The sequence below is a fragment of the Micromonospora sp. NPDC049529 genome, assembly GCF_055586685.1.
This window is the reverse complement of record NZ_JBVJHT010000015.1, coordinates 86,237-105,594: the sequence shown is the minus strand read 5'-3', so window position 1 is coordinate 105,594 and position 19,358 is coordinate 86,237. Positions and strand designations below refer to the sequence as shown.

Annotated in this window: 18 protein-coding genes; 13 read left to right on the top strand and 5 right to left on the bottom strand. The window is 69.3% G+C overall.

The genetic code is table 11. The annotated features are described in order from the left end of the window. Window positions 1-79 precede the first annotated feature (79 nt). From chvE to mmsB, 3 genes are all read left to right on the top strand, one after another. Window positions 80-1,207 (top strand): multiple monosaccharide ABC transporter substrate-binding protein, encoded by a 1,128-nt coding sequence (gene chvE, locus ACZ6QQ_RS25735; protein ID WP_465879719.1) that lies wholly within the window; start codon window positions 80-82, stop codon window positions 1,205-1,207. A gap of 108 nt (window positions 1,208-1,315) precedes the next feature. Continuing rightward, the gene (gene mmsA, locus ACZ6QQ_RS25730; protein WP_465879718.1) at window positions 1,316-2,848 is read left to right on the top strand and encodes a multiple monosaccharide ABC transporter ATP-binding protein; all 1,533 of its coding nucleotides are present in this window, start codon (window positions 1,316-1,318) and stop codon (window positions 2,846-2,848) included. Window positions 2,849-2,853: 5 nt separating this feature from the next. After that, window positions 2,854-4,116, top strand: a complete 1,263-nt coding sequence (mmsB, locus tag ACZ6QQ_RS25725) for a multiple monosaccharide ABC transporter permease (protein WP_465879716.1) — start codon at window positions 2,854-2,856, stop codon at window positions 4,114-4,116. 93 nt (window positions 4,117-4,209) lie between these two features. Here the strand turns inward: mmsB and ACZ6QQ_RS25720 are convergent, their stop codons facing one another. Both ACZ6QQ_RS25720 and ACZ6QQ_RS25715 read right to left on the bottom strand, forming a co-directional pair. Beyond that, window positions 4,210-4,989, bottom strand: a complete 780-nt coding sequence (locus ACZ6QQ_RS25720) for a hypothetical protein (protein ID WP_465879714.1) — start codon at window positions 4,987-4,989, stop codon at window positions 4,210-4,212. Window positions 4,990-5,071: 82 nt separating this feature from the next. Next, complete coding sequence (locus ACZ6QQ_RS25715; protein ID WP_465879712.1) at window positions 5,072-6,085, bottom strand: zinc-dependent alcohol dehydrogenase; 1,014 nt, start codon at window positions 6,083-6,085, stop codon at window positions 5,072-5,074. A gap of 76 nt (window positions 6,086-6,161) precedes the next feature. On the opposite strand from ACZ6QQ_RS25715, the gene ACZ6QQ_RS25710 reads away from it, so the two are divergent. Then, window positions 6,162-7,877, top strand: a complete 1,716-nt coding sequence (locus ACZ6QQ_RS25710) for an IlvD/Edd family dehydratase (protein WP_465879711.1) — start codon at window positions 6,162-6,164, stop codon at window positions 7,875-7,877. A 47-nt stretch (window positions 7,878-7,924) separates the two neighbouring features. Here the strand turns inward: ACZ6QQ_RS25710 and ACZ6QQ_RS25705 are convergent, their stop codons facing one another. Continuing rightward, on the bottom strand, window positions 7,925-9,001 hold the full coding sequence (locus ACZ6QQ_RS25705) for a helix-turn-helix domain-containing protein (protein ID WP_465879709.1): 1,077 nt from the start codon (window positions 8,999-9,001) through the stop codon (window positions 7,925-7,927). A 220-nt stretch (window positions 9,002-9,221) separates the two neighbouring features. Here ACZ6QQ_RS25705 and ACZ6QQ_RS25700 point away from each other — a divergent pair, with 220 nt between their 5' ends. The 5 genes from ACZ6QQ_RS25700 to ACZ6QQ_RS25680 all read left to right on the top strand — a co-directional run bounded on the left by ACZ6QQ_RS25700 (window position 9,222) and on the right by ACZ6QQ_RS25680 (window position 12,806). Continuing rightward, window positions 9,222-9,713, top strand: coding sequence for a peptidase inhibitor family I36 protein (locus tag ACZ6QQ_RS25700; RefSeq protein ID WP_465879708.1), 492 nt, complete (start codon window positions 9,222-9,224; stop codon window positions 9,711-9,713). A gap of 243 nt (window positions 9,714-9,956) precedes the next feature. Continuing rightward, window positions 9,957-10,298: a hypothetical protein gene (locus ACZ6QQ_RS25695; protein WP_465879707.1), complete on the top strand. Its 342-nt coding sequence runs from the start codon at window positions 9,957-9,959 to the stop codon at window positions 10,296-10,298. A gap of 101 nt (window positions 10,299-10,399) precedes the next feature. Beyond that, a complete protein-coding gene (locus tag ACZ6QQ_RS25690; protein WP_465879705.1) occupies window positions 10,400-10,732 on the top strand; it encodes a putative quinol monooxygenase in 333 nt (110 codons plus the stop codon). 117 nt (window positions 10,733-10,849) lie between these two features. Then, window positions 10,850-11,110, top strand: a complete 261-nt coding sequence (locus tag ACZ6QQ_RS25685) for a hypothetical protein (RefSeq protein ID WP_465879704.1) — start codon at window positions 10,850-10,852, stop codon at window positions 11,108-11,110. Next, the gene (locus tag ACZ6QQ_RS25680) at window positions 11,103-12,806 is read left to right on the top strand and encodes an amidase (RefSeq protein WP_465879702.1); all 1,704 of its coding nucleotides are present in this window, start codon (window positions 11,103-11,105) and stop codon (window positions 12,804-12,806) included. Before ACZ6QQ_RS25685 ends, ACZ6QQ_RS25680 begins: the two co-directional genes overlap by 8 nt. A 2-nt stretch (window positions 12,807-12,808) precedes the next feature. Here the strand turns inward: ACZ6QQ_RS25680 and ACZ6QQ_RS25675 are convergent, their stop codons facing one another. Next, entirely contained in the window at window positions 12,809-14,407 is a 1,599-nt protein-coding gene (locus ACZ6QQ_RS25675) for a protein kinase domain-containing protein (protein WP_465879701.1), read from the bottom strand. 453 nt (window positions 14,408-14,860) lie between these two features. On the opposite strand from ACZ6QQ_RS25675, the gene ACZ6QQ_RS25670 reads away from it, so the two are divergent. Together ACZ6QQ_RS25670 and ACZ6QQ_RS25665 are read left to right on the top strand one after the other, a co-directional pair. Continuing rightward, window positions 14,861-15,253 (top strand): amidohydrolase family protein, encoded by a 393-nt coding sequence (locus tag ACZ6QQ_RS25670; RefSeq protein ID WP_465879700.1) that lies wholly within the window; start codon window positions 14,861-14,863, stop codon window positions 15,251-15,253. A gap of 122 nt (window positions 15,254-15,375) precedes the next feature. Next, on the top strand, window positions 15,376-16,086 hold the full coding sequence (locus tag ACZ6QQ_RS25665) for a helix-turn-helix domain-containing protein (protein ID WP_465879699.1): 711 nt from the start codon (window positions 15,376-15,378) through the stop codon (window positions 16,084-16,086). On the opposite strand, the gene ACZ6QQ_RS25660 is transcribed toward ACZ6QQ_RS25665, so the two are convergent. After that, entirely contained in the window at window positions 16,068-16,646 is a 579-nt protein-coding gene (locus ACZ6QQ_RS25660; protein WP_465879696.1) for a dihydrofolate reductase family protein, read from the bottom strand. The genes ACZ6QQ_RS25665 and ACZ6QQ_RS25660 overlap by 19 nt on opposite strands. 2,133 nt (window positions 16,647-18,779) lie before the next feature. Here ACZ6QQ_RS25660 and ACZ6QQ_RS25655 point away from each other — a divergent pair. Both ACZ6QQ_RS25655 and ACZ6QQ_RS25650 read left to right on the top strand, forming a co-directional pair. After that, window positions 18,780-19,073, top strand: coding sequence for a helix-turn-helix domain-containing protein (locus ACZ6QQ_RS25655; RefSeq protein ID WP_465879695.1), 294 nt, complete (start codon window positions 18,780-18,782; stop codon window positions 19,071-19,073). A 25-nt stretch (window positions 19,074-19,098) separates the two neighbouring features. Next, complete coding sequence (locus tag ACZ6QQ_RS25650; RefSeq protein WP_465879694.1) at window positions 19,099-19,350, top strand: transposase; 252 nt, start codon at window positions 19,099-19,101, stop codon at window positions 19,348-19,350. Window positions 19,351-19,358 lie beyond the last annotated feature (8 nt).

The following is a 19,358-nucleotide window of genomic DNA, read 5'->3' as shown; positions in this document are numbered from 1 at the left end:
CCAAGGAAAACCGCGGCGACCTTCGCAGCCGGATCACGTGATCACGGTCGGCCCGCGCTCTGTACTCAAAGGAGAGAACATGAGGTTCGTACGGCTCGCGTCGATGGCAGGAGCCATCACGCTCGCCGCCGCCCTGACGGCCTGCGGCTCAAGCACCAAGACGGTCGACCAGGGTGCGGAGGGCGGGGACAACACCGGTGCCCTGATCGGCGTGACCATGCCGACCAAGTCCTCCGAGCGGTGGATCCACGACGGTGACAACGTCAAGAGCGCGCTGGAGAAGCTGGGCTACAAGGTCGACCTCCAGTACGCGGAGAACGACATCCCGACCCAGGTCAACCAGATCGAGAACCAGATCACCAAGGGTGCCAAGCTGCTCATCGTCGCCTCGATCGACGGCACCGCGCTGAGCACCCAGTTGCAGGAGGCCGGGGACAAGAAGATCCCGGTCATCTCCTACGACCGCCTGATCCGCAACAGCCCGAACGTGGACTACTACGCCACCTTCGACAACTTCAAGGTCGGCGTCGAGCAGGCCACCTCGCTGCTGGTCGGGCTGGGCCTGAAGAAGGCCGACGGCACCGACGGCGACGCCAAGGGCCCGTTCAACATCGAGCTGTTCGCCGGCTCGCCGGACGACAACAACGCCACCTTCTTCTTCAACGGGGCGATGTCGGTCCTCCAGCCGTACCTCGACAAGGGCACGCTGGTGGTGAAGAGCGGTCAGAAGGACTTCAAGACCGTCGCCATCCTGCGCTGGGACCCGGCCACCGCGCAGAAGCGGATGGAGGACCTGCTGACCAAGACGTACAGCGGCGGCACCAAGGTCCAGGGCGTGCTGTCGCCGTACGACGGGTTGTCGATCGGCATCCTGTCCGCGCTCAAGAGCAACGGCTACGGCACCACCGGCCAGCCGTACCCGGTGGTCACCGGTCAGGACGCCGAGCTGGCGTCGGTGAAGTCGATCATCGCGGGTGAGCAGTACTCGACCGTCTACAAGGACACCCGGCTGCTCGCCGACGTGACGGTCAAGATGGCCGACGCCGTGCTCAAGGGCGGCAAGCCCGAGGTGAACAACACGACGGACTACGACAACGGCAACAAGGTCGTCCCGTCGTACCTGCTCCAGCCGGTGGTGGTGGACAAGTCCAACTACCAGAAGGCCGTGGTCGACTCCGGCTTCTACACCGCCGACCAGCTCAAGTAGTCCGATCGCGCGGTCCCGCCGCCGGTGCCGGGCAACCGGGCCGGCGGCGGGACCCGGTGGGGTGACGCGGTTCGACGGCGATCAGCACAGCCCGGAGGGACACCAGGCATGACCGACGACAACATCCTGCGGATGCGCGGGATCACCAAGACGTTCCCCGGGGTGAAAGCGCTCCGGGACGTGAACCTGTCCGTACGCCGGGGCGAGATCCACGCGATCTGCGGTGAGAACGGCGCGGGCAAGTCGACTTTGATGAAGGTGCTCTCGGGCGTCTACCCGCACGGGTCGTACGAGGGCGAGATCCTTCTCGATGACGAGCTCTGCCGGTTCGGCGACATCCGGGCCAGCGAGCAGCGCGGCATCGCGATCATCCACCAGGAGCTGGCGCTGGCCCAGCAGCTCTCGATCGCCGAGAACATCTTCCTCGGCAACGAGCTGGCCACCCGTGGGTTGATCGACTGGAACCGGACCAACCACGAGGCGGCCGTGCTGCTGCGCCGGGTGGGCCTGGCGGAGAACCCGGTGACGCCGGTGCTCGACCTCGGTGTCGGCAAGCAGCAGCTGGTCGAGATCGCCAAGGCGCTGTCGAAGAAGGTACGGCTGCTGATCCTCGACGAGCCGACCGCCGCGCTCAACGACGACGACTCCGCCCACCTGCTCGACCTGTTGCGCGGCCTGCGCGACGAGGGCATCACCTCGGTGATCATCTCGCACAAGTTGAACGAGGTGCGGGCCATCGCCGACCGGATCACGATCCTGCGCGACGGGCGCTCGATCGAGACCCTGGATCCGTCGGTCGAGGAGGTCACCGAGGACCGCATCATCTCCGGCATGGTCGGCCGGGCCCTGGAGAACCGCTTCCCGCCGCACGAGTCGCGGATCGGCGAGGAGGTCCTGCGGATCGAGGACTGGACCGTGCACAGCCCGACCCAGCGCGGTCGGGTGGTGGTCTCGAAGGCCAACCTGAGCCTGCGCCGGGGCGAGATCGTGGGGCTGGCCGGTCTGATGGGCGCCGGTCGTACGGAGCTGGCGATGAGCGTGTTCGGCCGCTCGTACGGGACGAACATCTCCGGCCGGATCTTCAAGGACGGTCGGGAGATCGAGCTGCGTTCGGTCCGGGACGCCATCCGGCACGGCATCGCGTACGTGACCGAGGACCGCAAGCGGTACGGGCTGAACCTGATCGACGACATCAAGCGCAACGTCTCCGCCGCCGGCCTGCGCAAGCTCGCCCGCCGGGGTTGGGTGAACGAGAACGAGGAGTACCGGGTCGCGAACGACTTCCGGGCCAGCATGAACATCAAGGCGCCGAGCGTCGCGAGCATCACCGGCAAGCTCAGCGGTGGTAACCAGCAGAAGGTCGTGCTGTCCAAGTGGATCTTCACTGATCCGGACGTACTGATCCTCGACGAACCGACCCGCGGCATCGACGTGGGCGCGAAGTACGAGATCTACTCGATCATCAACCGGCTGGCCGACGAGGGCAAGGCCGTGCTGGTCATCTCGTCCGAGCTGCCGGAACTGCTCGGCCTCTGCGACCGCGTCTACGCCCTGTCGGCGGGCCGGGTGACCGGTGAGGTCGACCGCGCGGACGCCACCCAGGAACGACTCATGCAGTACATGACCAAGGAACAGGAGTAGACCCGATGAGCAGCATCGCACCCGCGAGCGCAGATGCCGGTGCCGTGATGGGCGTCGGCGACTCCCGGCCACCGGACGGCCGTCCGCAGCGGCGACTCTCGCTGAACCTGCGGCAGAGCGGCATCTACGTCGCGTTCGCCCTGATCATCGTGTTGTTCTCGGTGCTGACCGGCGGGGACCTGCTACAGCCGCAGAACATCTCAAACATCATCGTGCAGAACTCGTACATCCTGATCCTGGCGATCGGGATGATCCTGATCATCATCGCCGGGCACATCGACCTCTCGGTGGGCTCGGTGGTCGCGGTCAGCGGGGCGATCTCGGCCGTGCTGATGGTCAACCACGACGTACCCTGGCCCCTCGCCCTGCTCATCACGCTGGTGGTCGGCGGCCTGATCGGCGCCTGGCAGGGCTACTGGATCGCCTACTTCGGCATTCCGGCGTTCATCGTGACGCTGGCCGGGATGCTGCTGTTCCGGGCGCTGACCCTGACCGTGCTGGGCAACCAGGGCATCGGCCCGTTCCCGGAGCAGATCCGTACCCTCTCCAACGGGTTCACCAGCGGCTACTTCGGCAACATCGGCCTCGGGCCGCTCGGCGGCGCGGACCTGTTCAGTCTCCTGGTCGGCGTGGTCGCCGTGGTCGGCATCGCCGGTACGCAGTGGCGCAGCCGCCAGGCCCGGCTCGGTTACCAGCAGAGCGTCGACCCGCTGCCGCTCTTCCTGCTGAAGATCATCGCGGCTGCGGTGGTGGTGCTGGCGGTGGTGGTGCAGCTGGCCCGGTTCAAGAACCTGCCCTGGGTGCTGGTGCTGCTGGCGGTGCTGGTGCTGGCGTACTCGCTGCTGACCAACCGGGCGGTGTTCGGCCGGCAGATCTACGCCGTCGGCGGCAACCTCCAGGCCGCGACGCTCTCCGGCGTCAAGGTCAAGTCGGTGATCTTCTGGATCTTCGTCAACATGGGTGTGCTGGCCGCCCTCGCCGGGGTCATCTTCGCCGGCCGGCTGAACCAGGCCGGTCCCACCGCCGGCAACGCCTTCGAGCTCGACGCCATCGCGGCCGCGTTCATCGGCGGCGCGGCGGTCCAGGGCGGCGTGGGCAAGGTCGTCGGCGCCATCACCGGTGGCCTGATCATGGGTGTGATCAACAACGGTATGTCGCTGATCGGCGCCCCGAGCGAGCGGGTGATGCTGGTCAAGGGCATCGTGCTGCTCGCGGCGGTGGCCTTCGACGTCTGGACCAAGCGGCGCGCCGGCCTGGCCAGCCGCTGACCCTCGGATCCGCCCGCGACGGCGGTCGGTGCCGCACCGGCACCGACCGCCGTCGGCGTTCCCTCCGGGCCCGGCCCGGATCCGTCCGCCCGTTCAGCGTCGCAGCATCGACAGCGCGTGCATGGCCGACCGTACGGCCATCACCCGGCCCATCCCCTTCGAGGCGTACCGCAGCCCGCCGGATGCCTGGCGCACCGCCCCCGGTACGTGCCCCATCACCCCCGGCACGTGCCGCATCGCGCCCGGTACGTGCCGCATCGCGCCCGGTACGTGCCGCATCGCGCCCGAGGCGTACCGCGAGGCGCCGGACCGGCGCTGCCGCAGGCCGCTGGCCCGGCGTAGCATCCCCCGGGCCACCTGCCCCGGCTTCTGCTGTTCCCCGGCGAGCGCGGTGACCACGATCAGCGCGCCGGTGAGCGCGGGAATCGCCCACTGGAGCACCCGCAGCTGCCGCTGGCTGGCCGCGATGTCCTTCGGCGTGGCGTGGTTCGGCTCGGTGACCCCGTCGACCGGTGAACCACCGGCCCGTTGCAGCCTCATGCCGAGCATCCGGCTGTAACCGGTCACCGCCAGCGCCGCCACCGTGAGCCCGGTCTTGACCAGGCTCATCCGGGCCACCCCGGCCTGGGCGATCACCCGTGGGCTCTCGGTGACCAGTTCACCGGCGGCACCGGCGACGTGGGCGCCGATCGCGGCGGCGTTGACCGGCGTCCACCGGGCCCAGCCGGCCGAGGCGATCCCGAGCCGCTGTTTCGAGTCGTCCACCCGGGCCGCCGCGCTGTTGACGCCGACCGCCCCCATCAGCGAACCGCCGAACCAGGCCGCCAATCCCAGATCGTGCATCGAGCGCAACACGGTGTGTCGTTCGGACATCTGATCCCTCCCACCTGGTGAGGACCGGCGCTTACCCGTCGGTCGCCGGGCTAACCCACCCGCCCGGCGCGACCGGGACCGGTCAGCGGCGGGGGTCGACGTGCACCTTGGGGCCCGGTCCGGCGCCCTCGGGCAGCCGGCCGGCCAGCACCTCGGTGACCTGGTCCAGGCCGATGGTGGCGGCGACCAGGGGGCGGGGGTCCACGGCCGAGGTGGCGTACCGCTCGATGGTGCCGGCGAGCCCGGCCGAGGCGCCGAGGATGCCGACCGCGGTCACGTCCTTAAGGACGAGCGTCCGGGTGTCGAGCCGGCTCGGGGTGCCGGCCAGGCCGACGTAGACCACCCGGCCGCCGGGTTCGACCAGGTCGAGCGCGAGCGCCGGTACGGTCGGATCGTTGGACGCGTCCACCACCGCGTCCCAGGGCAGGTCGGGCAGCCGGTCGGCGTGCCACACCCCGGCGAAGCCCCGCCCCCGGACGAATTCGAGGGAGCGGGCGGATTTTCCCACCACGTGCACCTCGGCACCCTTGGCGCGGGCGAACTCGGCCACCAGCAGGCCGATCGTGCCAGGGCCGAGCACCAGCACCCGGTCGCCCGGAGCGGGCGCGGCGGCCCGTACCGACCGCAGTGCGTTGCCGCCCGGCTCGACCAGCGCACCGGCCGTGTCGTCCACCGCGTCCGGCAGGATGTGCAGGGCGCTCACCGGTACGGCCAGTTGTTCGGCCAGCGCACCGGCGAAACCGCCCCGGATGCCTATCTCGAACCGGTCCGCGCAGACGTGACCGCGACCGGCCAGGCAGCGCCGGCAGTGGCCGCAGCCGAGCATCGTGTCACCGGTGACCCGCCGACCGACCCAGCCCGGATCGACCCCGTGCCCCACCGCGGCGACCGTGCCGCACCACTCGTGCCCCAGCCGCATCGGGTACCGGGCATGCCCCTGGTGCAGGTACGCCATCTCGCCGGTGAAGAACTCCACGTCGGTGCCGCAGACCCCGACCCGGGACACGTCGACCACCACCCGACCGGGCCCCGCCTCGGGCGGCTCGACCTCCCGTACCTCGGCCCGGCGCGGGCCGGTCACCACGAACGCCCTCATTCCGACCGGCCTCTCCCTGCGCCACGACGGCGTTCCGGATCGTAGACTTGTGATCCACTAATGGGAAGGCGCTCACATGCCGGGGCAGCGCAGCGCACAGTGGTACGGCGGCACCGACCGCAACGCGTACATCCACCGCGCCTGGATGCGTCGCGGCCTGCCGGCCAACGCCTTCGACGGTCGCCCGCACATCGCGATCGCGAACACCGCCTCGGACCTGACCCCGTGCAACAGCCACCTGGACGAGGTGGCGCAGAGCGTCAAACAGGGCGTGTACGCCGCCGGCGGCATCCCGCTGAACCTGCCCGTGGTGTCGCTCGGCGAGACGCAGGTACGCCCGACCGCGATGCTGTGGCGCAACATGGCCGCGATGGCGACCGAGGAGATGCTGCGGGCCAACCCGATCGACGGCGTGGTGCTGCTCGGCGGCTGCGACAAGACGATCCCGGCCCTGCTGATGGCCGCCGCCTCGGTCGACCTGCCCGCCATCGTGGTCCCCGGCGGTCCGATGATCACCGGCACCTTCCGGGGAGTGGCGCTGGGCTGCGGCACCGACGTGTGGAAGCTCTCCGAGGAGGTACGCGCCGGCACCCTGTCCCGGCAGGAGTTCCTCGGTTCCGAATCGTCCATGATCCGCAGTCGCGGGCACTGCAACACCATGGGCACCGCGTCCACCATGGCCCTGCTCGCCGAAGCGCTCGGCACCACCATTCCCGGCCTGGCCGGCACCCCGGCCCCGGACAGCCGGCTGCTCGAACACGCCCACGACACCGGCCGACTCGCCGTCGAACTGGTCGCCGAGCAGCGCCGCCCCAGCAACCTGCTCACCCGTGGCTCGTTCCTGAACGCGATCGTGGCGCTGGCCGCCATCGGCGGTTCGACCAACGCGGTCGTGCACCTGCTCGCCGTCGCCGGACGGCTCGGGATCGAGCTGACCCAGGACGACTTCGACCGTACCGGTGCGGCTGTGCCGCTGCTGGTCGACCTCCAGCCGGCCGGCCGGTTCCTGATGGACGACCTGCACCGCGCCGGTGGCCTGCTGGCGGTGCTGCGGGAGGTGCGCGACCTGCTCGACCCGGACGCGCTCACGGTGACCGGCCGCCCGCTGGTCGACTACCTCGACGACGCCCGGATCTGGGACCACGAGGTCATCCGGGTACGCGACCAGCCGCTGCTGCAGCACGCCGGGATCGCCGTGCTGCACGGCAACCTGGCCCCGTCCGGTGCGATCATCAAACCGGCGGCCGCGTCACCGCACCTGCTGCGCCACCGGGGCCGGGCGGTCGTCTTCGACTCCATCGAGGACCTGCACGCCCGGATCGACGACCCCGACCTCGACGTCGACGCGGACTCGGTGCTGGTGCTGCGTGGCTGCGGACCGCGCGGCTATCCGGGCATGCCCGAGGTGGCGAACCTGCCGCTGCCGGCCAAACTGCTGCGCGCCGGGGTCCGCGACATGGTACGGATCAGCGACGGCCGGATGAGCGGCACCGCGTACGGCACGGTGGTGCTGCACGTCGCCCCGGAGGCCGCCGCCGGTGGTCCGTTGGCGCTGCTGCGTACCGGTGACGTTGTCGTTCTCGATGTTGCCGCCCGCCGGCTGGACGTGGACGTGCCCGCCTCGGAGTGGGAGTGGCGCGAGCCGGCGGAGGCGACCGTGCGGGCCTTCGCCGCCCCGACACGTGGCTGGGAGCGGCTCTACGTCAACACCGTGCGTCAGGCCGACACCGGCGCCGACCTCGACTTCCTGACCGGGTCCAGCGGCGACGAGGTGGCCCGCGAGTCGCACTGACCGGGGATCTCGCGTGCCGGACCACCGGTGGCGGTCGGGCATGGGCGTCACCATGGCGGCGGGTGGTCGGGGGCGCCGCGTGTTGTCGGGTCGAGTGCCCGTTGCCGGTAGTCGCTCGGGGCGATGCCGTATCGGGCCCGGAACAGGCGACTGAAGGCGGCGGCGTGTTTGAAGCCGCGTCGGGCGGCGATGTCGTGGATCGGGGTGCCGGAGAACGCGTGATCGATCAGGTCGCGGCGGGCCCGGTCCAGGCGTTGCTCCCGAATCCAGCCGGCGACGGTGGTGCCGTCCTGTTGGAAGAGCCGGTGCAGGTAGCTTGTGGAGATGTAGTGCGCGGCGGCGACGGCATCAGGATTCAGCTGCGGATCGTGCAGATGCTGTTGGATGAACGCCCGGATTCGCAGGGTCAATGCCTGCGGGCGCGCCTGTGGTGCGAGAACCTTTTCCGTTTCCAGTGCGTGGGCGAACAGCGCCGACACCAGTTCGACCAGAATGCCGTTCAGTCGGGGGCCGTCCGAGGGGAGATAGGAGCCGGCGCGGGTGGTCAACTGGGTGAGGGTTCCGGCCAGCAGCGCGCCGAACCCTTCTCTTGCCGACAGCCGTAGCCCGGCCAACTGGTCGGTCCGGTTCTGCGGCAGGGCCAGCAGTCTCTTCGGCAACTCGACACCCACGCACGAGATCAGTCCTCGTACGCTGCGCGCGTGCAGTTCGAACGGCTGTGACGAGTCGATCGTGTGCAGGTCGTCCGGCTCGTAGGTGGCCTCGCGCCGGTTCCAGTTACGGCCGAGAGTCCCGTCCAGCAGGAGACAGAGGTTGTACGTCTCGGGGTCAGACTGTCGGATCAGTTTCGCCGTGCGATGGAAGACCATCGGCTCGAAGGCCATTCTCCACACCCGCGTGTCGCCGAGGTAGAGGTCGTGCTGGTGTACCCGGAAAGCGGCGTCGTGATCACTGCTCGGGTGCATCGGTGACGGGGCTACGGACATCAACTTGCGCCAGTAGTCGAACCGCTCGACCGCTGGCAGCTCGGCGCTGTCGAACTCGAATTCGATCACCTGTCCGTCCCCTTCGGAGCAGTCCGCGTCGATCTCGTGGTCCCAGGGGTCGGCGGGTACTACGGACATCGGTGTCCGGTGCCGATTGTCGCCAGTCTATCCAATGGCGTGGATCGATCGGCTCGCTCGCGTGTGTAGAGGCATCGTCAAGCGACTGTGGAGGCTACGCCAACGACGTCTTCGTCGCGGATCGGCAGGCTTGAGCCAGGTCGGTCCGGCCGGCGCGGCTTCGCGAATCATTCGGAGAGAGCCGTGGGCAGGGGCCACGACGAAAGGAAGTGTGTACGGCATGCGACGACAACTGGGGTTGTCCCTCGGCGCCGTGGTGCTCGGCATCGTCACGCTGGTGACCATCGGACCCGCGCCGACGATGGCGGCCGAACCGTCGAACAGTTTCGAGGTGACCGGCGTCGTCGCGGACGGCGGCGACCGTATCGTTCGGCTGTCGCCGGGGCCCGATCTCGCGGGGACCGGTGTCGGCACGAACGCCTGGGACGCCTGTGCCAGCGGCTCCGTCTGCCTCTGGGACAACCCGGACGCCACCGGCCGCATGGTCTCGGGCCGGAGTCCGGGCTGGCACGATCTGAGAGAGATCGGGTTCGCCAACCAGGCCAGCAGCGTCTACAACCGCAGGTCGGGAATAGCACTCCTGCGGGACCTCGCCTGTCCCGGGTGGTTGCTTGAGGTCCCTCCGGGACGTCACAACCTCACCTCGGTGCTGTTGCCGTGCAACAGCGACTGGAGTTGGAGCAACAGGACCGATCTTGTGTACCTGAGCTGAACCGGCGGCGACTCTCGCCCGGAACCTGTGGCCGGGGTCGGCCGGCAGTTCGCCGGCCGATCCCGGTGAGGGTGCGTCGTCGGTGCGGTTTTGTCGAGCGAATTCACCGTCGGCGAATCGGCGGGCGGCTCTCACCTCACGTACAGGTTTTTTGAAGGTTTCTCCCGGTCCGGGGTGTTGGAATGGGTGGGCTGCCGGAAAGGGCACCGGCGGTGATCGGAAATCGGAGCAAAGGAGCACCTGATGCGCTGGCTGTCCCGTCGGCGGGCGTCCGCCGACGACCTCCACACCCCGACCAAGCTCGACCGGGAGGCGACCTCCGCCGATCTTGCGGCGCTCTCCGCGTTCATCGACGATCGGCACGGCGTCGAGTTGTACCTCGAACCGGAGACGACGGCCACCGACACGACCGTTGTCGCCATCGCCGACGACGGCGAGTGGATCCGCCGCCGGACCGGTTCACCCCGGATCGCGCAGCGGCTGGCGCACCGGCACGCGGTGCCGATCTACGAGGCGGCCCGGGTCGGCTACCCGGAGCGGATGCGGGCCTGGAACCGCCAGCACCCCGAGCGCCGGATGCGCTGACCGGCACCACCCCATGAAGATCATGTCGACCGGATCGGGGTACTAGAATCGCCCGGTGCGAGTGATTCCACCCGCCCGTCGTACCCAGGGGAGAGATCCGAATGATCTTCATTACCGCCAAGTTCCGGGTGCTCCCGGAGCACGCCGACCAGTGGCCCGAGATCTCCGGTGACTTCACCCGCGCGACCCGCGCCGAGGACGGCTGCCTCTGGTTCGACTGGTCCCGCAGCCTCGACGACCCGAACGAGTACGTCCTGGTCGAGGCGTTCCGCGACGGTGACGCCGGAGGGGCGCACGTGCAGTCCGAGCACTTCCGGCAGGCGCAACGGACACTGCCCCAGTATCTGGCTGAAACACCCCGGATCGTCAACGCCACGGTTCCGCAGGACGACTGGTCCCTCCTCGGCGAACTGGCCGTACCCGAGCGCAGCTGAGACCGGCCGGGACCCGCGCCCCGGAAACATCGACGAATTTGATCCGATGCCCGGCAGAAACGATCTTCTGGTTGGCTTTCGCTCCAGTATCCGCTGGTAAGGAGCGAAGGGGTGGTCATGGCCGTACCTCCAGCACCCACCGACCAGGAACTCGACGTCTACATAAGAACCCGGTATGCCCTGCTCGGCATCGACATCTCGGTCCTGCCGGAAGACGACCCGGCGGCGCCGATGGACCAGGCCCGGGTGTTCGCCTCGGCCCGCAGCGTCATCCGGCAGGACCCGGTCATCGCCGCGTACCCGACCGACCAACAGGCCGACGTGCCGACCTTCTACCCCGTCCAGCTCGCCCAGTGGACGGGAGCGCTCGATGACTGAACCGCTGGCACCGTACCGGCCCGACCGCGTCACGGACGGCACCGGGCAGCCGCAGGACCTCACCGTCGACCGACGCTGGTTCATGTCGCGGATGGCCGGCGTCTGGGCCGCTGCGGCATCCGCCGGTGCGGTCGGCGGCACCCTGTTCGCGGCCACGCCGGCCGGCGCGACACCGGCCGGGGCCGCGACCGCTCGCACCGGACCGGGTACGCCGAAGGACTGGTGGGACGGCGCGCTCGCCCGGACGATACGCCCCGAGGCGCTGGCCGACCCGACCGAGCTGACCATCAGCGAGGCGGCCGCCGCGTTCCGCCGCAAGCTGATCAAGCCGGTGGACCTGATGGCCGCCTACCTCGACCGGATCAACCGGTACGAAGCCCGCTACCAGGCATTCCTCTGGCGCCGGCCGGACGCCGAACTGCTCGACCTGGCCCGCCGTACGAAAATCCACAGTGGATCGACGGCGCTGGCCGGCATCACCACGGCGGAGAAGGACAACTACTACACCGCCGGCATCCCCACCACCGCCATGTCCCCGGTCTACCAGGGATTCGTGCCCGCGTACGACTCGACCGTGCACGCCCGGCTCAAGGACGACGGGGCGATCATGATCGGCAAGGCGGCGATGGGCCCGCTGGCCTCCGGTCGGGCCCGGCTGCCCGACGGCACCGCCACCACCTACAACGCCTGGACCCCCGACGACATCCGGTACAGCCCGAGCGGATCGTCCGGCGGCACCGCCACCGCGGTCGCCGGCCGGCTCGCCACCTCCGGCACCGGCACCCAGACCGGTGGGTCGATCACCTCGCCGTCCAACGCGCAGAACCTGACCGGCCTCAAACCGACCTTCGGCCGGGCCTCGCTCTACGGCATCGTGCCGCTGACCATCACCCACGACCACCCCGGACCACTGGCCCGAGACGCCATGGACGCCGCGATCATGCTCCAGTCGGTGGCCGGACCGGACCCCAACGACCCCCGCACCCTGGGCCTGCCGCCGGTGCCGAACTACATCAGGGCGGCCGAGGTCTACTACTGGAAGAAGCGGATCCGGGTCCGCTGGGAGACCACCCTCGGCTACCCGCCCGACTACCTCACCGGCGCCAACGCGGAGACCAGACCACTGCGCGAGGCCATGCTCGCGGCGATGCAAACGGTCGGGATACGCGTACGGGAGGTGCCGTACCCGGACGGCTGGAGCGAACTGACCGGCACCGTGACCAGCACCTCCGGCGAGGGCACGAACCTGTTCCTGCCGGCGCTGCAACGCGACGTGCGGCTCTTCGCCGACCGTCTCACCGGTTTCCTGAACGGCCAGTTCCGCAGCGCCGACAGCTACCTCAAGGCGATGGAGGCGCGTTACATCCTGCTCAAGCGCACCCTGTCGCAGTTCTTCGGCCAGTGCGACGTACTGCTCATCGGGACCGCGGTCGACCGGATCGGGCTGCCGATGATGGCATTCCCGTACGGCCTGGGCGTGGACCAGGCGACCGGGCTGACCGTGCCTCGGGGGACGACCGTCGCGGCGCCGCCGTTCGGGGAGGAGCGGCTGCTCGCCCTCGTCGCGGCGTACCAGGCGGTCACCGACCATCACCTGCGTCGGCCGCCGGACCCGTCCGGTCCGGTTGGCGCCGGGGCGCGGATCGCCGCGCCGTACCGGGTGCCCGCCGACTACGACGCCACCGAGGAGAGCTGAGGTCAGCGTACGTCGAGGTTGAGCAGTGAGTAGCCGTAGTTGGTCGAACGCTTGGTGCCGTAGATCCGCACGTACCGGGCGGGCAGCTTGGCGACATCGACGACCACGTTGCCGCCCTGGCCGTTGCTGGTCTGGTAGACGGATTTCCACGTCGTACCGTCGGCTGACAACTCGACTCGGTACTCGGTGGCGTATGAGTCGTACCAGTTCAGCCGGACTTCGCTGATCTGCCACCGCGCGCCGAGATCCACCCGCAACCATTGTGGGTCGCTGAACTCGCTGCTCCAGCGGGTTGCCGGGTCACCGTCGACCGCGTTCGACGCCGGCCAGATCCCGTGCTCGACGCTGGAGGCGGTGGCCGTGCTGTTCAGCGCGAGGTTGCGGCCGGAGGTGTTCGCTGAGGCCTTCGGTGCGGCCGGGGACGCCGGCGCGGAGGTCTGGTGGGCCGGGGATCGCGACGGAACCGGTGGTGGCGCGGCAGGAATCGACGGGCCGGTCGAGGGCCGGCCGCTTGCGATCCCGGCGCCGACGGAAGCGCCCCCGGTCGCTGGCGTCGAGGTGCCGGCGCTGGCGGGCGATGCGATGTCGTTCGCGGCTTCGGGGTTGGTCTTGGTGTCGGTGCCGGTTCGCAGGTTGTAGCCGAGGAGGCCGGTGAGGAGGAGGACGGCGAGGGCGAGGGCGGCGACGCCGGCACGTTTGAGAGCGCGTCGCCGTGGCCGTGCGTCCTCTGGTGCTGGTGCACCGGGGTCGGTGGATGCTGCCCGTACGGGGGCGGGCGCTACCGCCTCCGGTGCGGCCGGCTGCTGTGGTGGTGCGCTGGTGGCGAGGAGGAGGTCGAGTAGTTCGCGGGCCGTCGGTCGTTCGTCGGGGTCCTTGGCGAGGGTACGGGCGACGATGGCGCGCAGTGGTGTGGGTAGGCCGGTCAGGGTGGGGGGTTGGGTCAGGATGCGCATGGCGGTGCCGGGTGCCGAGTCGGCGGCGAAGGGGGTTCGGCCGGTGCCGGCGAAGGTGATGACCGCGCCCCAGGCGAAGATGTCGGCGGCGGGCCCGATGCGTGGACCGGGTTCGTCGTCGAAGCGTTCCGGTGCCATGTAGGCGACGGTTCCGACGATCTGGTCGGTGCGGGTGTGATGGCTGGTGGCCTCGACTGGTCGGGCGATTCCGAAATCGATGACCTTGAGGCCGCCGAGGGCGAAGAGGACGTTGGCGGGCTTGAGGTCGCGGTGGATGACCCCGGCGCCGTGGATCGCGGTCAACGCGGTGGCGATTCCCAACGCCGCGCTGTGCAGTGCCGCCGGTGACAGTGGCCCTTGTTCGCGGATGACGTCGGACAGGTTCCGCCCGTCGACGTACTCGACCACCAGGTACGGCGGGTCGTGGTCGAGGTCGGCGTCAAGGACTTCCGCGGTGCAGAACGGCGGTACCTGCCGGGCCCGGTTGACCTCGCTGCGGAACCGGCCGAGGAACTCCGTGTCCTGGGTGAACTCGCTACGGAGCACCTTGATCGCCACCTGCCGGCCCTGCGGCGTCCGCCCCAGGAACACCACTCCCATCCCACCGGAGCCCAGCCGAGCCAGTACCTCGTAAGCACCGAGGCGCACTGGATCACCGACGCGCAGGGCAAGACCCGACAAGACCCCTACCCCCCCATGTTGCGCCAACACCCGGACCGCACACTAGCGCGACCATCCACGACGGCCCTACCGGGTGCCCGCCGACTACGACGTCACCGAGGAGAGCTGGGTCCGACACCGACGGTCCGCTCCCGCGTAGTCCCGCTCGCCGCCGGTTCGGCGGCCGGTGGGACGGAAGACTGAGTGGCGCCTCAGTTTCGCTCAGCTCAGTCAAAGGCGGGGCTGGGATACTTCGGCTGGTGGTGCTTTCATGAACGCCGATGTCTCCGGTCGGCCCACAGGGGTCGCCGGTGGACCGGCGAGCAGGTTCGGACTCTTCGTGGTGGCGTGGCAGGCCGCCTATGCGCTGGTCCACCTGTGGGCGGCCATCGGTGGTGCGCCGCGTTTCCTGATGGGCAGGGAATCGTACTTCCCCGGCGGATGGGTTCCGGTGGTCATTGCCGCGATCGCCCTGCTCTGCTGTGCGGCCGCCGTACTGGGCGCTCGTCGAGGAGTGAGCGACACCCGTCACTGTACCGGGCCGGGGTCCGCCTGGTGGCCGGGTCGGACGCGGGCCTCGGCCCGGCGAAGCCGCACGGGATCCTGCCGGAGACGCTCGTCGAGTACGTCGGGTGTGGCATCCCCGCCACCGCCGCCCTCGGCGCGGCAACCTCGGTCGGTGCCGAGGTGTGTGGCCTGGGCCGGCGCAAGGGCCGCGTCCATCCCGGATTCGACGCCGACCTGCTGGTCGTGGGCGGCGACCCGACGAGCGACATCACGGTACTGCGCCGCCCGCTCGCCGTGTACCGCGCCGGCAACCCGGTGAGCAGATGATCGGGCGCCCCGGGCACGGCAGGCGGGCGACGTGACCGGAGCGCAGTCCGCTCAGCTCGTCGTCGCGCAGGGTGGTGCGGCCGGCCCGGCCAGCAGAACGTGGAGCGGCGTATCCTGCGCGCGTGGGACTGCGGTTCGAAACGCGTCGGTCCGATTCGCCGTGGGTCGACACCGTGTGGACATGTACGAGCGAGCAGGTCACTTCGATGACGTCCGTCGCCGGGGTGCGTTGGGGCCTGGTGTTCTGGGAACAGTCCGGCCGAACGTACGCGGCGATCACCGGTCCCGAGACCCGGACCGGCACGGCGCCGGTGCCGGAGGGCGCGACCTTCACGGGCATCGAGTTCGCCGTGGGCACCTCGTTGCGGGCCGTACCAACGTCGGCGCTGGTCGACGGCGGCATCGGGCTCCCCGACAGCACGCGCCGGACGTTCCGGCTCGACGGCGCGCGCTGGGAGACGCCCGGCCCCGACGACGCCGAGACACTGGTCGACACTCTCGTCCGCGCCGGGACCGTGGTCCGTGATCCGCTCGTCGCCGAGGTGTTGCGTGGTCACCGCCCGGCCGTCTCGGGGCGCACCGTCGAACGCCGGTTCCGCGCCGCGACCGGACTGACGCGGGGCGCGGTCCGGCAGATCGAGCGGGCCCGTACGGCGGCGGAGCTGCTGGCTGCCGGTGACCCGGCCGTCGAGGTCGTTGCCAAGCTCGACTACTTCGACGAGCCGCACCTGGCCCGGGCACTGCGCTCCTACGTCGGACGCACCGTCAGGCAGCTGCGCGAGGGCACCGGCGGTGCGATCGCCCTCGACCTGGGTCAGCGTTTGACGTCGTAGACCAGCTTCAGGATCCCGTTCGAGTAAGTCTCCGACTCCCGCAGCGTCAGCATGTGCTTGTCTCTGTCGGCCCGGCCGAACACGCTCTTCCCGGCACCGAGCAGCACGGGAAAGACGAGCAGGTTGTACTGGTCGATCAGGCCCGCATCGGACAACCGCCGGGCCAGCTCCGCGCTCCCGTGGATGAAGATCGCGCCGCCGTCGCCCTGCTTGAGCGCGGAGACGTCCTCGGTCGAGCGCAGAAGCACCGTCGGCCCCCACCCGTCGACGAGGGCGTCGTCAGGCAACGTGGTCGATACGACGTACTTGGGCAGCTCCTTGTAGCCGGCGTGGTCCTCCGAACCGGGCCAGACCGGCGCGAATGCCTCGTAGCTGCGGCGGCCGAACATCAGCGCCGTCGTGTCGGTGAGCTCCTCGCCCTTCAGCGACCAGGCTTCCGGGACAAATTCAAGGTCCTTGAACACCCACCCGCCGCTGCGGTGTTCCTCTCCCGGCCCACCGCCGGGCGAGTCCACCACGCCGTCGAGCGACATGAAACCGGTGTAGACCAGGTTACGCATTGTGCTGTCTCCTCATGCTTGAGCGGGCTGCCGGATCCACGCTAGATCAGGGCCACGGCGGCCGTCTTGGACGGAAACGACAGCGGCCCCAGGATCGGAGACTGCCCCTCACAAGTTGTCACTTGGTCGTCGGAACGGGAACCGGCAAAGCTCCCGACCCGAAACAGATCATGTCGGTGCCCTCGACGCCGTGGATCGGTGCCGCCTTTCCCGGCGCCACCTCGAACGTACGGGGGCACTCGCTGCACTTGCGGAGAGGCTTGCGTGCGCTGTTCCCGTTCATCCGATCGATCGCAATCCGAGTCGCCGGGCGGGTCGGCGCGTCAGCCACCCGAGGAAACGTTCGTCCAGCTCTTCGGGGGGCGCGTCGACCAGTTCCGCGCCCGCGAGCTTCCGGTACTGCTCCATGTAGGTGCGGATGTTCTCCGGCTTCCCGTCGGGCCACCGCCAACAGCCGCCGCCGGAAGAACCTGCACGGCCACGCGTCGAGGCAGTCACGACAACGCCAGTCCGGGCCGTGCCGGTGCCGGGCCATCACGTCCTCGTCGTCGTCATCCACGAGGCGCCCCGCAGCCACACCCACCGGGCCTGAACGACCCGTGCGAGGTCGTACGCCCATCCTGCCCACTCAGGGCGGGGACGGACCGCCGGTGACGCACCACGCTCCGGGCCTGTGCCCCCGCGCCGCGCCCCCGGCAATAGCCGAAGCGCTCGACCGGAACATCCCGATCGAGCGCTTCGGCTATTGCCGCCTGTCCTCAAGGAGGATCGGCCTCGATTGGTTTCCGTATTCAGACCAGCGGTGATACGCCGAGGTACACGTTGTGGACGTACCCTTCCGAGTCCACCGCGCTGCTCTGGGTGAGGGTGCGTCCGAAGCACACTGACCACGAGTGTGCCGCGACCCCCGACGAGCCGCATACCCACGTGCCTAGGTCAACGCCTGTGATGGTGTGCAGGTCTGCGGATGCCGTCGCCGAGTAGAGGCTGGATCGGTTGTTGCGCACAATCACTGCCCCCTGTACGGACGCCCCGCTTTGCGACCTGATCGCGCAGACTTGCGCAATTACCGTGCGGTCCTCGGTGACGCTCTCGGTGCCGGCGCAGCGCCACGTGCTGGTGCCCACGCTCGGCGGGGACGTGTTGCCGTAGGGGCGCCAGGACCCGCTCTCCGCAGCCGCGGCGGGAGCGGCGGTCGCCAGGCTCAGCCCGAGAACAGCAGTCGCGGCAGCTACCAGACCTGCGATCATCCGTGTAACTCGCATGTAGGTTCCTCTCTGGCCATTCGAGATCTATCTCGTGGATATCTGTAGACGACGCGCAACCTAGCGAGGCCTGCCCAAAATCGGGAGGCGACTTGCGTTCGTCTCCCCCGTTACCTTTTGATCGTCCCCGGCTGGGGACTGCTCAGTCGCCCGGCCCGGTATGACTTACCGCCCCTGTCGTATGCATGATCCGGGGTGTTGTCGCCGGCTCGGGTGGCGTCGGCGGACCACTGATAGGTGCCGGGCCGCCCGACGCCCGGGTAGGTCTCCTCGTAACGTGGCTGTCGGGAGTCCGACGCCGAGCCCGGAATCCAATGGAATCTGTGGCCTCAAAGTGCGTCAGATTCTTGATGCGCCGGGTGATGTCCACGCGCTGACCGCCTGTCGAACTGGAGACATCAGTAGTCAGGTGGCGTCATGGCGAACTCCCCTCTTTGGATTTCGTCGACTGATTGCGCTCTTGCTGGCGGCCCGCGTTGGCGTAGTCGCACATGTTCGCCATGTCAGGCGCCTCCGCCGGCCAGACAAAGCATGCAGTGAATAGTCCTCAGGGCTGTTGTGTACGAGTGCCAGGCCGTTGACCGCGCGTGCCAGCCCGTCGTAGAGCGACCGGCGCCGCGCTGTTGGTGAGGACGGACCGGGCTGTCTTTTGTCGGCACGTGCGGCAAGCTCTCTTCTGGTACTCCAGCAGGAGATCCGCTCTGACCTGCGGTGGCGGTGTGGTCTGTCCGTGGGCAGCAAGCAGCCACCGCCGACTCTCGAAGTGGCGTCACCGGTTCGTGACCGACCCCTGAGGCTGGGAGATTCCCCACGGCAGCATCCGCCCGGCGAAGACCCTGCCGCCGCCCGCCGCCCCGAGGGCCAACGGTTGCAGAAGATCACCCGGACCGCGAAGGACCCAGTGAAGCTACGACGGGCCGTCGTGGTGCTGATGTCCGCTCAAGGCCAGCCGGCCCCGGACATCGCGCACCTACTGAAGGCCACCGAGGACTACGTCCGGGACGTGATCCACGTGTTCAACGATCGGAGGTTCGACGTGTTGAACGCAAAATGGAGAGGGGGCGCACCGAGACGGATCGATGAGCAGACCAGAGCCTGGATCTGCGCCACCGCCCGGGGCGACCTCCGGTTCCTCGGCAAACCGTTTCCTGCTGGTCCCTGACCAAGCTCCGTGAGCACCTGGGCCGTTGAACTGCAACCCAGCTCCGGCCGCGCCTGGCAGCAACGCGACCTACGCATCCTGGCTGAACTGGATCGAGGGCGAGTTCGCAGCCGTCCGGTACTTCGCCCTCAACGGCACCTACCACCGCACCCACCGAGAGCAGGACAAGGCCATCGGCGACTACCTCCGATGGCGCAACCAGCGCGCACGACCGGCGTCCGGATTCGCCATCAACTCCAAGATCCGACACCCGGATTACACGTCCAAGGCTGCATGACGAGGCAC

Bases quoted from the DNA above. Each gene is read 5' to 3' on its own strand.
- ACZ6QQ_RS25660 (WP_465879696.1), bottom strand. From the start codon at position 16,646: ATGCGTAACCTGGTCTACACCGGTTTCATGTCGCTCGACGGCGTGGTG.
- mmsB (WP_465879716.1), top strand. From the start codon at position 2,854: ATGAGCAGCATCGCACCCGCGAGCGCAGATGCCGGTGCCGTGATGGGC.
- ACZ6QQ_RS25670 (WP_465879700.1), top strand. From the start codon at position 14,861: ATGGGTTCCGGTGGTCATTGCCGCGATCGCCCTGCTCTGCTGTGCGGC.
- chvE (WP_465879719.1), top strand. From the start codon at position 80: ATGAGGTTCGTACGGCTCGCGTCGATGGCAGGAGCCATCACGCTCGCC.
- ACZ6QQ_RS25695 (WP_465879707.1), top strand. From the start codon at position 9,957: ATGCGCTGGCTGTCCCGTCGGCGGGCGTCCGCCGACGACCTCCACACC.
- ACZ6QQ_RS25680 (WP_465879702.1), top strand. From the start codon at position 11,103: ATGACTGAACCGCTGGCACCGTACCGGCCCGACCGCGTCACGGACGGC.
- ACZ6QQ_RS25715 (WP_465879712.1), bottom strand. From the start codon at position 6,085: ATGAGGGCGTTCGTGGTGACCGGCCCGCGCCGGGCCGAGGTACGGGAG.
- ACZ6QQ_RS25690 (WP_465879705.1), top strand. From the start codon at position 10,400: ATGATCTTCATTACCGCCAAGTTCCGGGTGCTCCCGGAGCACGCCGAC.
- ACZ6QQ_RS25700 (WP_465879708.1), top strand. From the start codon at position 9,222: ATGCGACGACAACTGGGGTTGTCCCTCGGCGCCGTGGTGCTCGGCATC.
- ACZ6QQ_RS25710 (WP_465879711.1), top strand. From the start codon at position 6,162: ATGCCGGGGCAGCGCAGCGCACAGTGGTACGGCGGCACCGACCGCAAC.
- ACZ6QQ_RS25685 (WP_465879704.1), top strand. From the start codon at position 10,850: ATGGCCGTACCTCCAGCACCCACCGACCAGGAACTCGACGTCTACATA.
- ACZ6QQ_RS25720 (WP_465879714.1), bottom strand. From the start codon at position 4,989: ATGTCCGAACGACACACCGTGTTGCGCTCGATGCACGATCTGGGATTG.
- ACZ6QQ_RS25705 (WP_465879709.1), bottom strand. From the start codon at position 9,001: ATGTCCGTAGTACCCGCCGACCCCTGGGACCACGAGATCGACGCGGAC.
- mmsA (WP_465879718.1), top strand. From the start codon at position 1,316: ATGACCGACGACAACATCCTGCGGATGCGCGGGATCACCAAGACGTTC.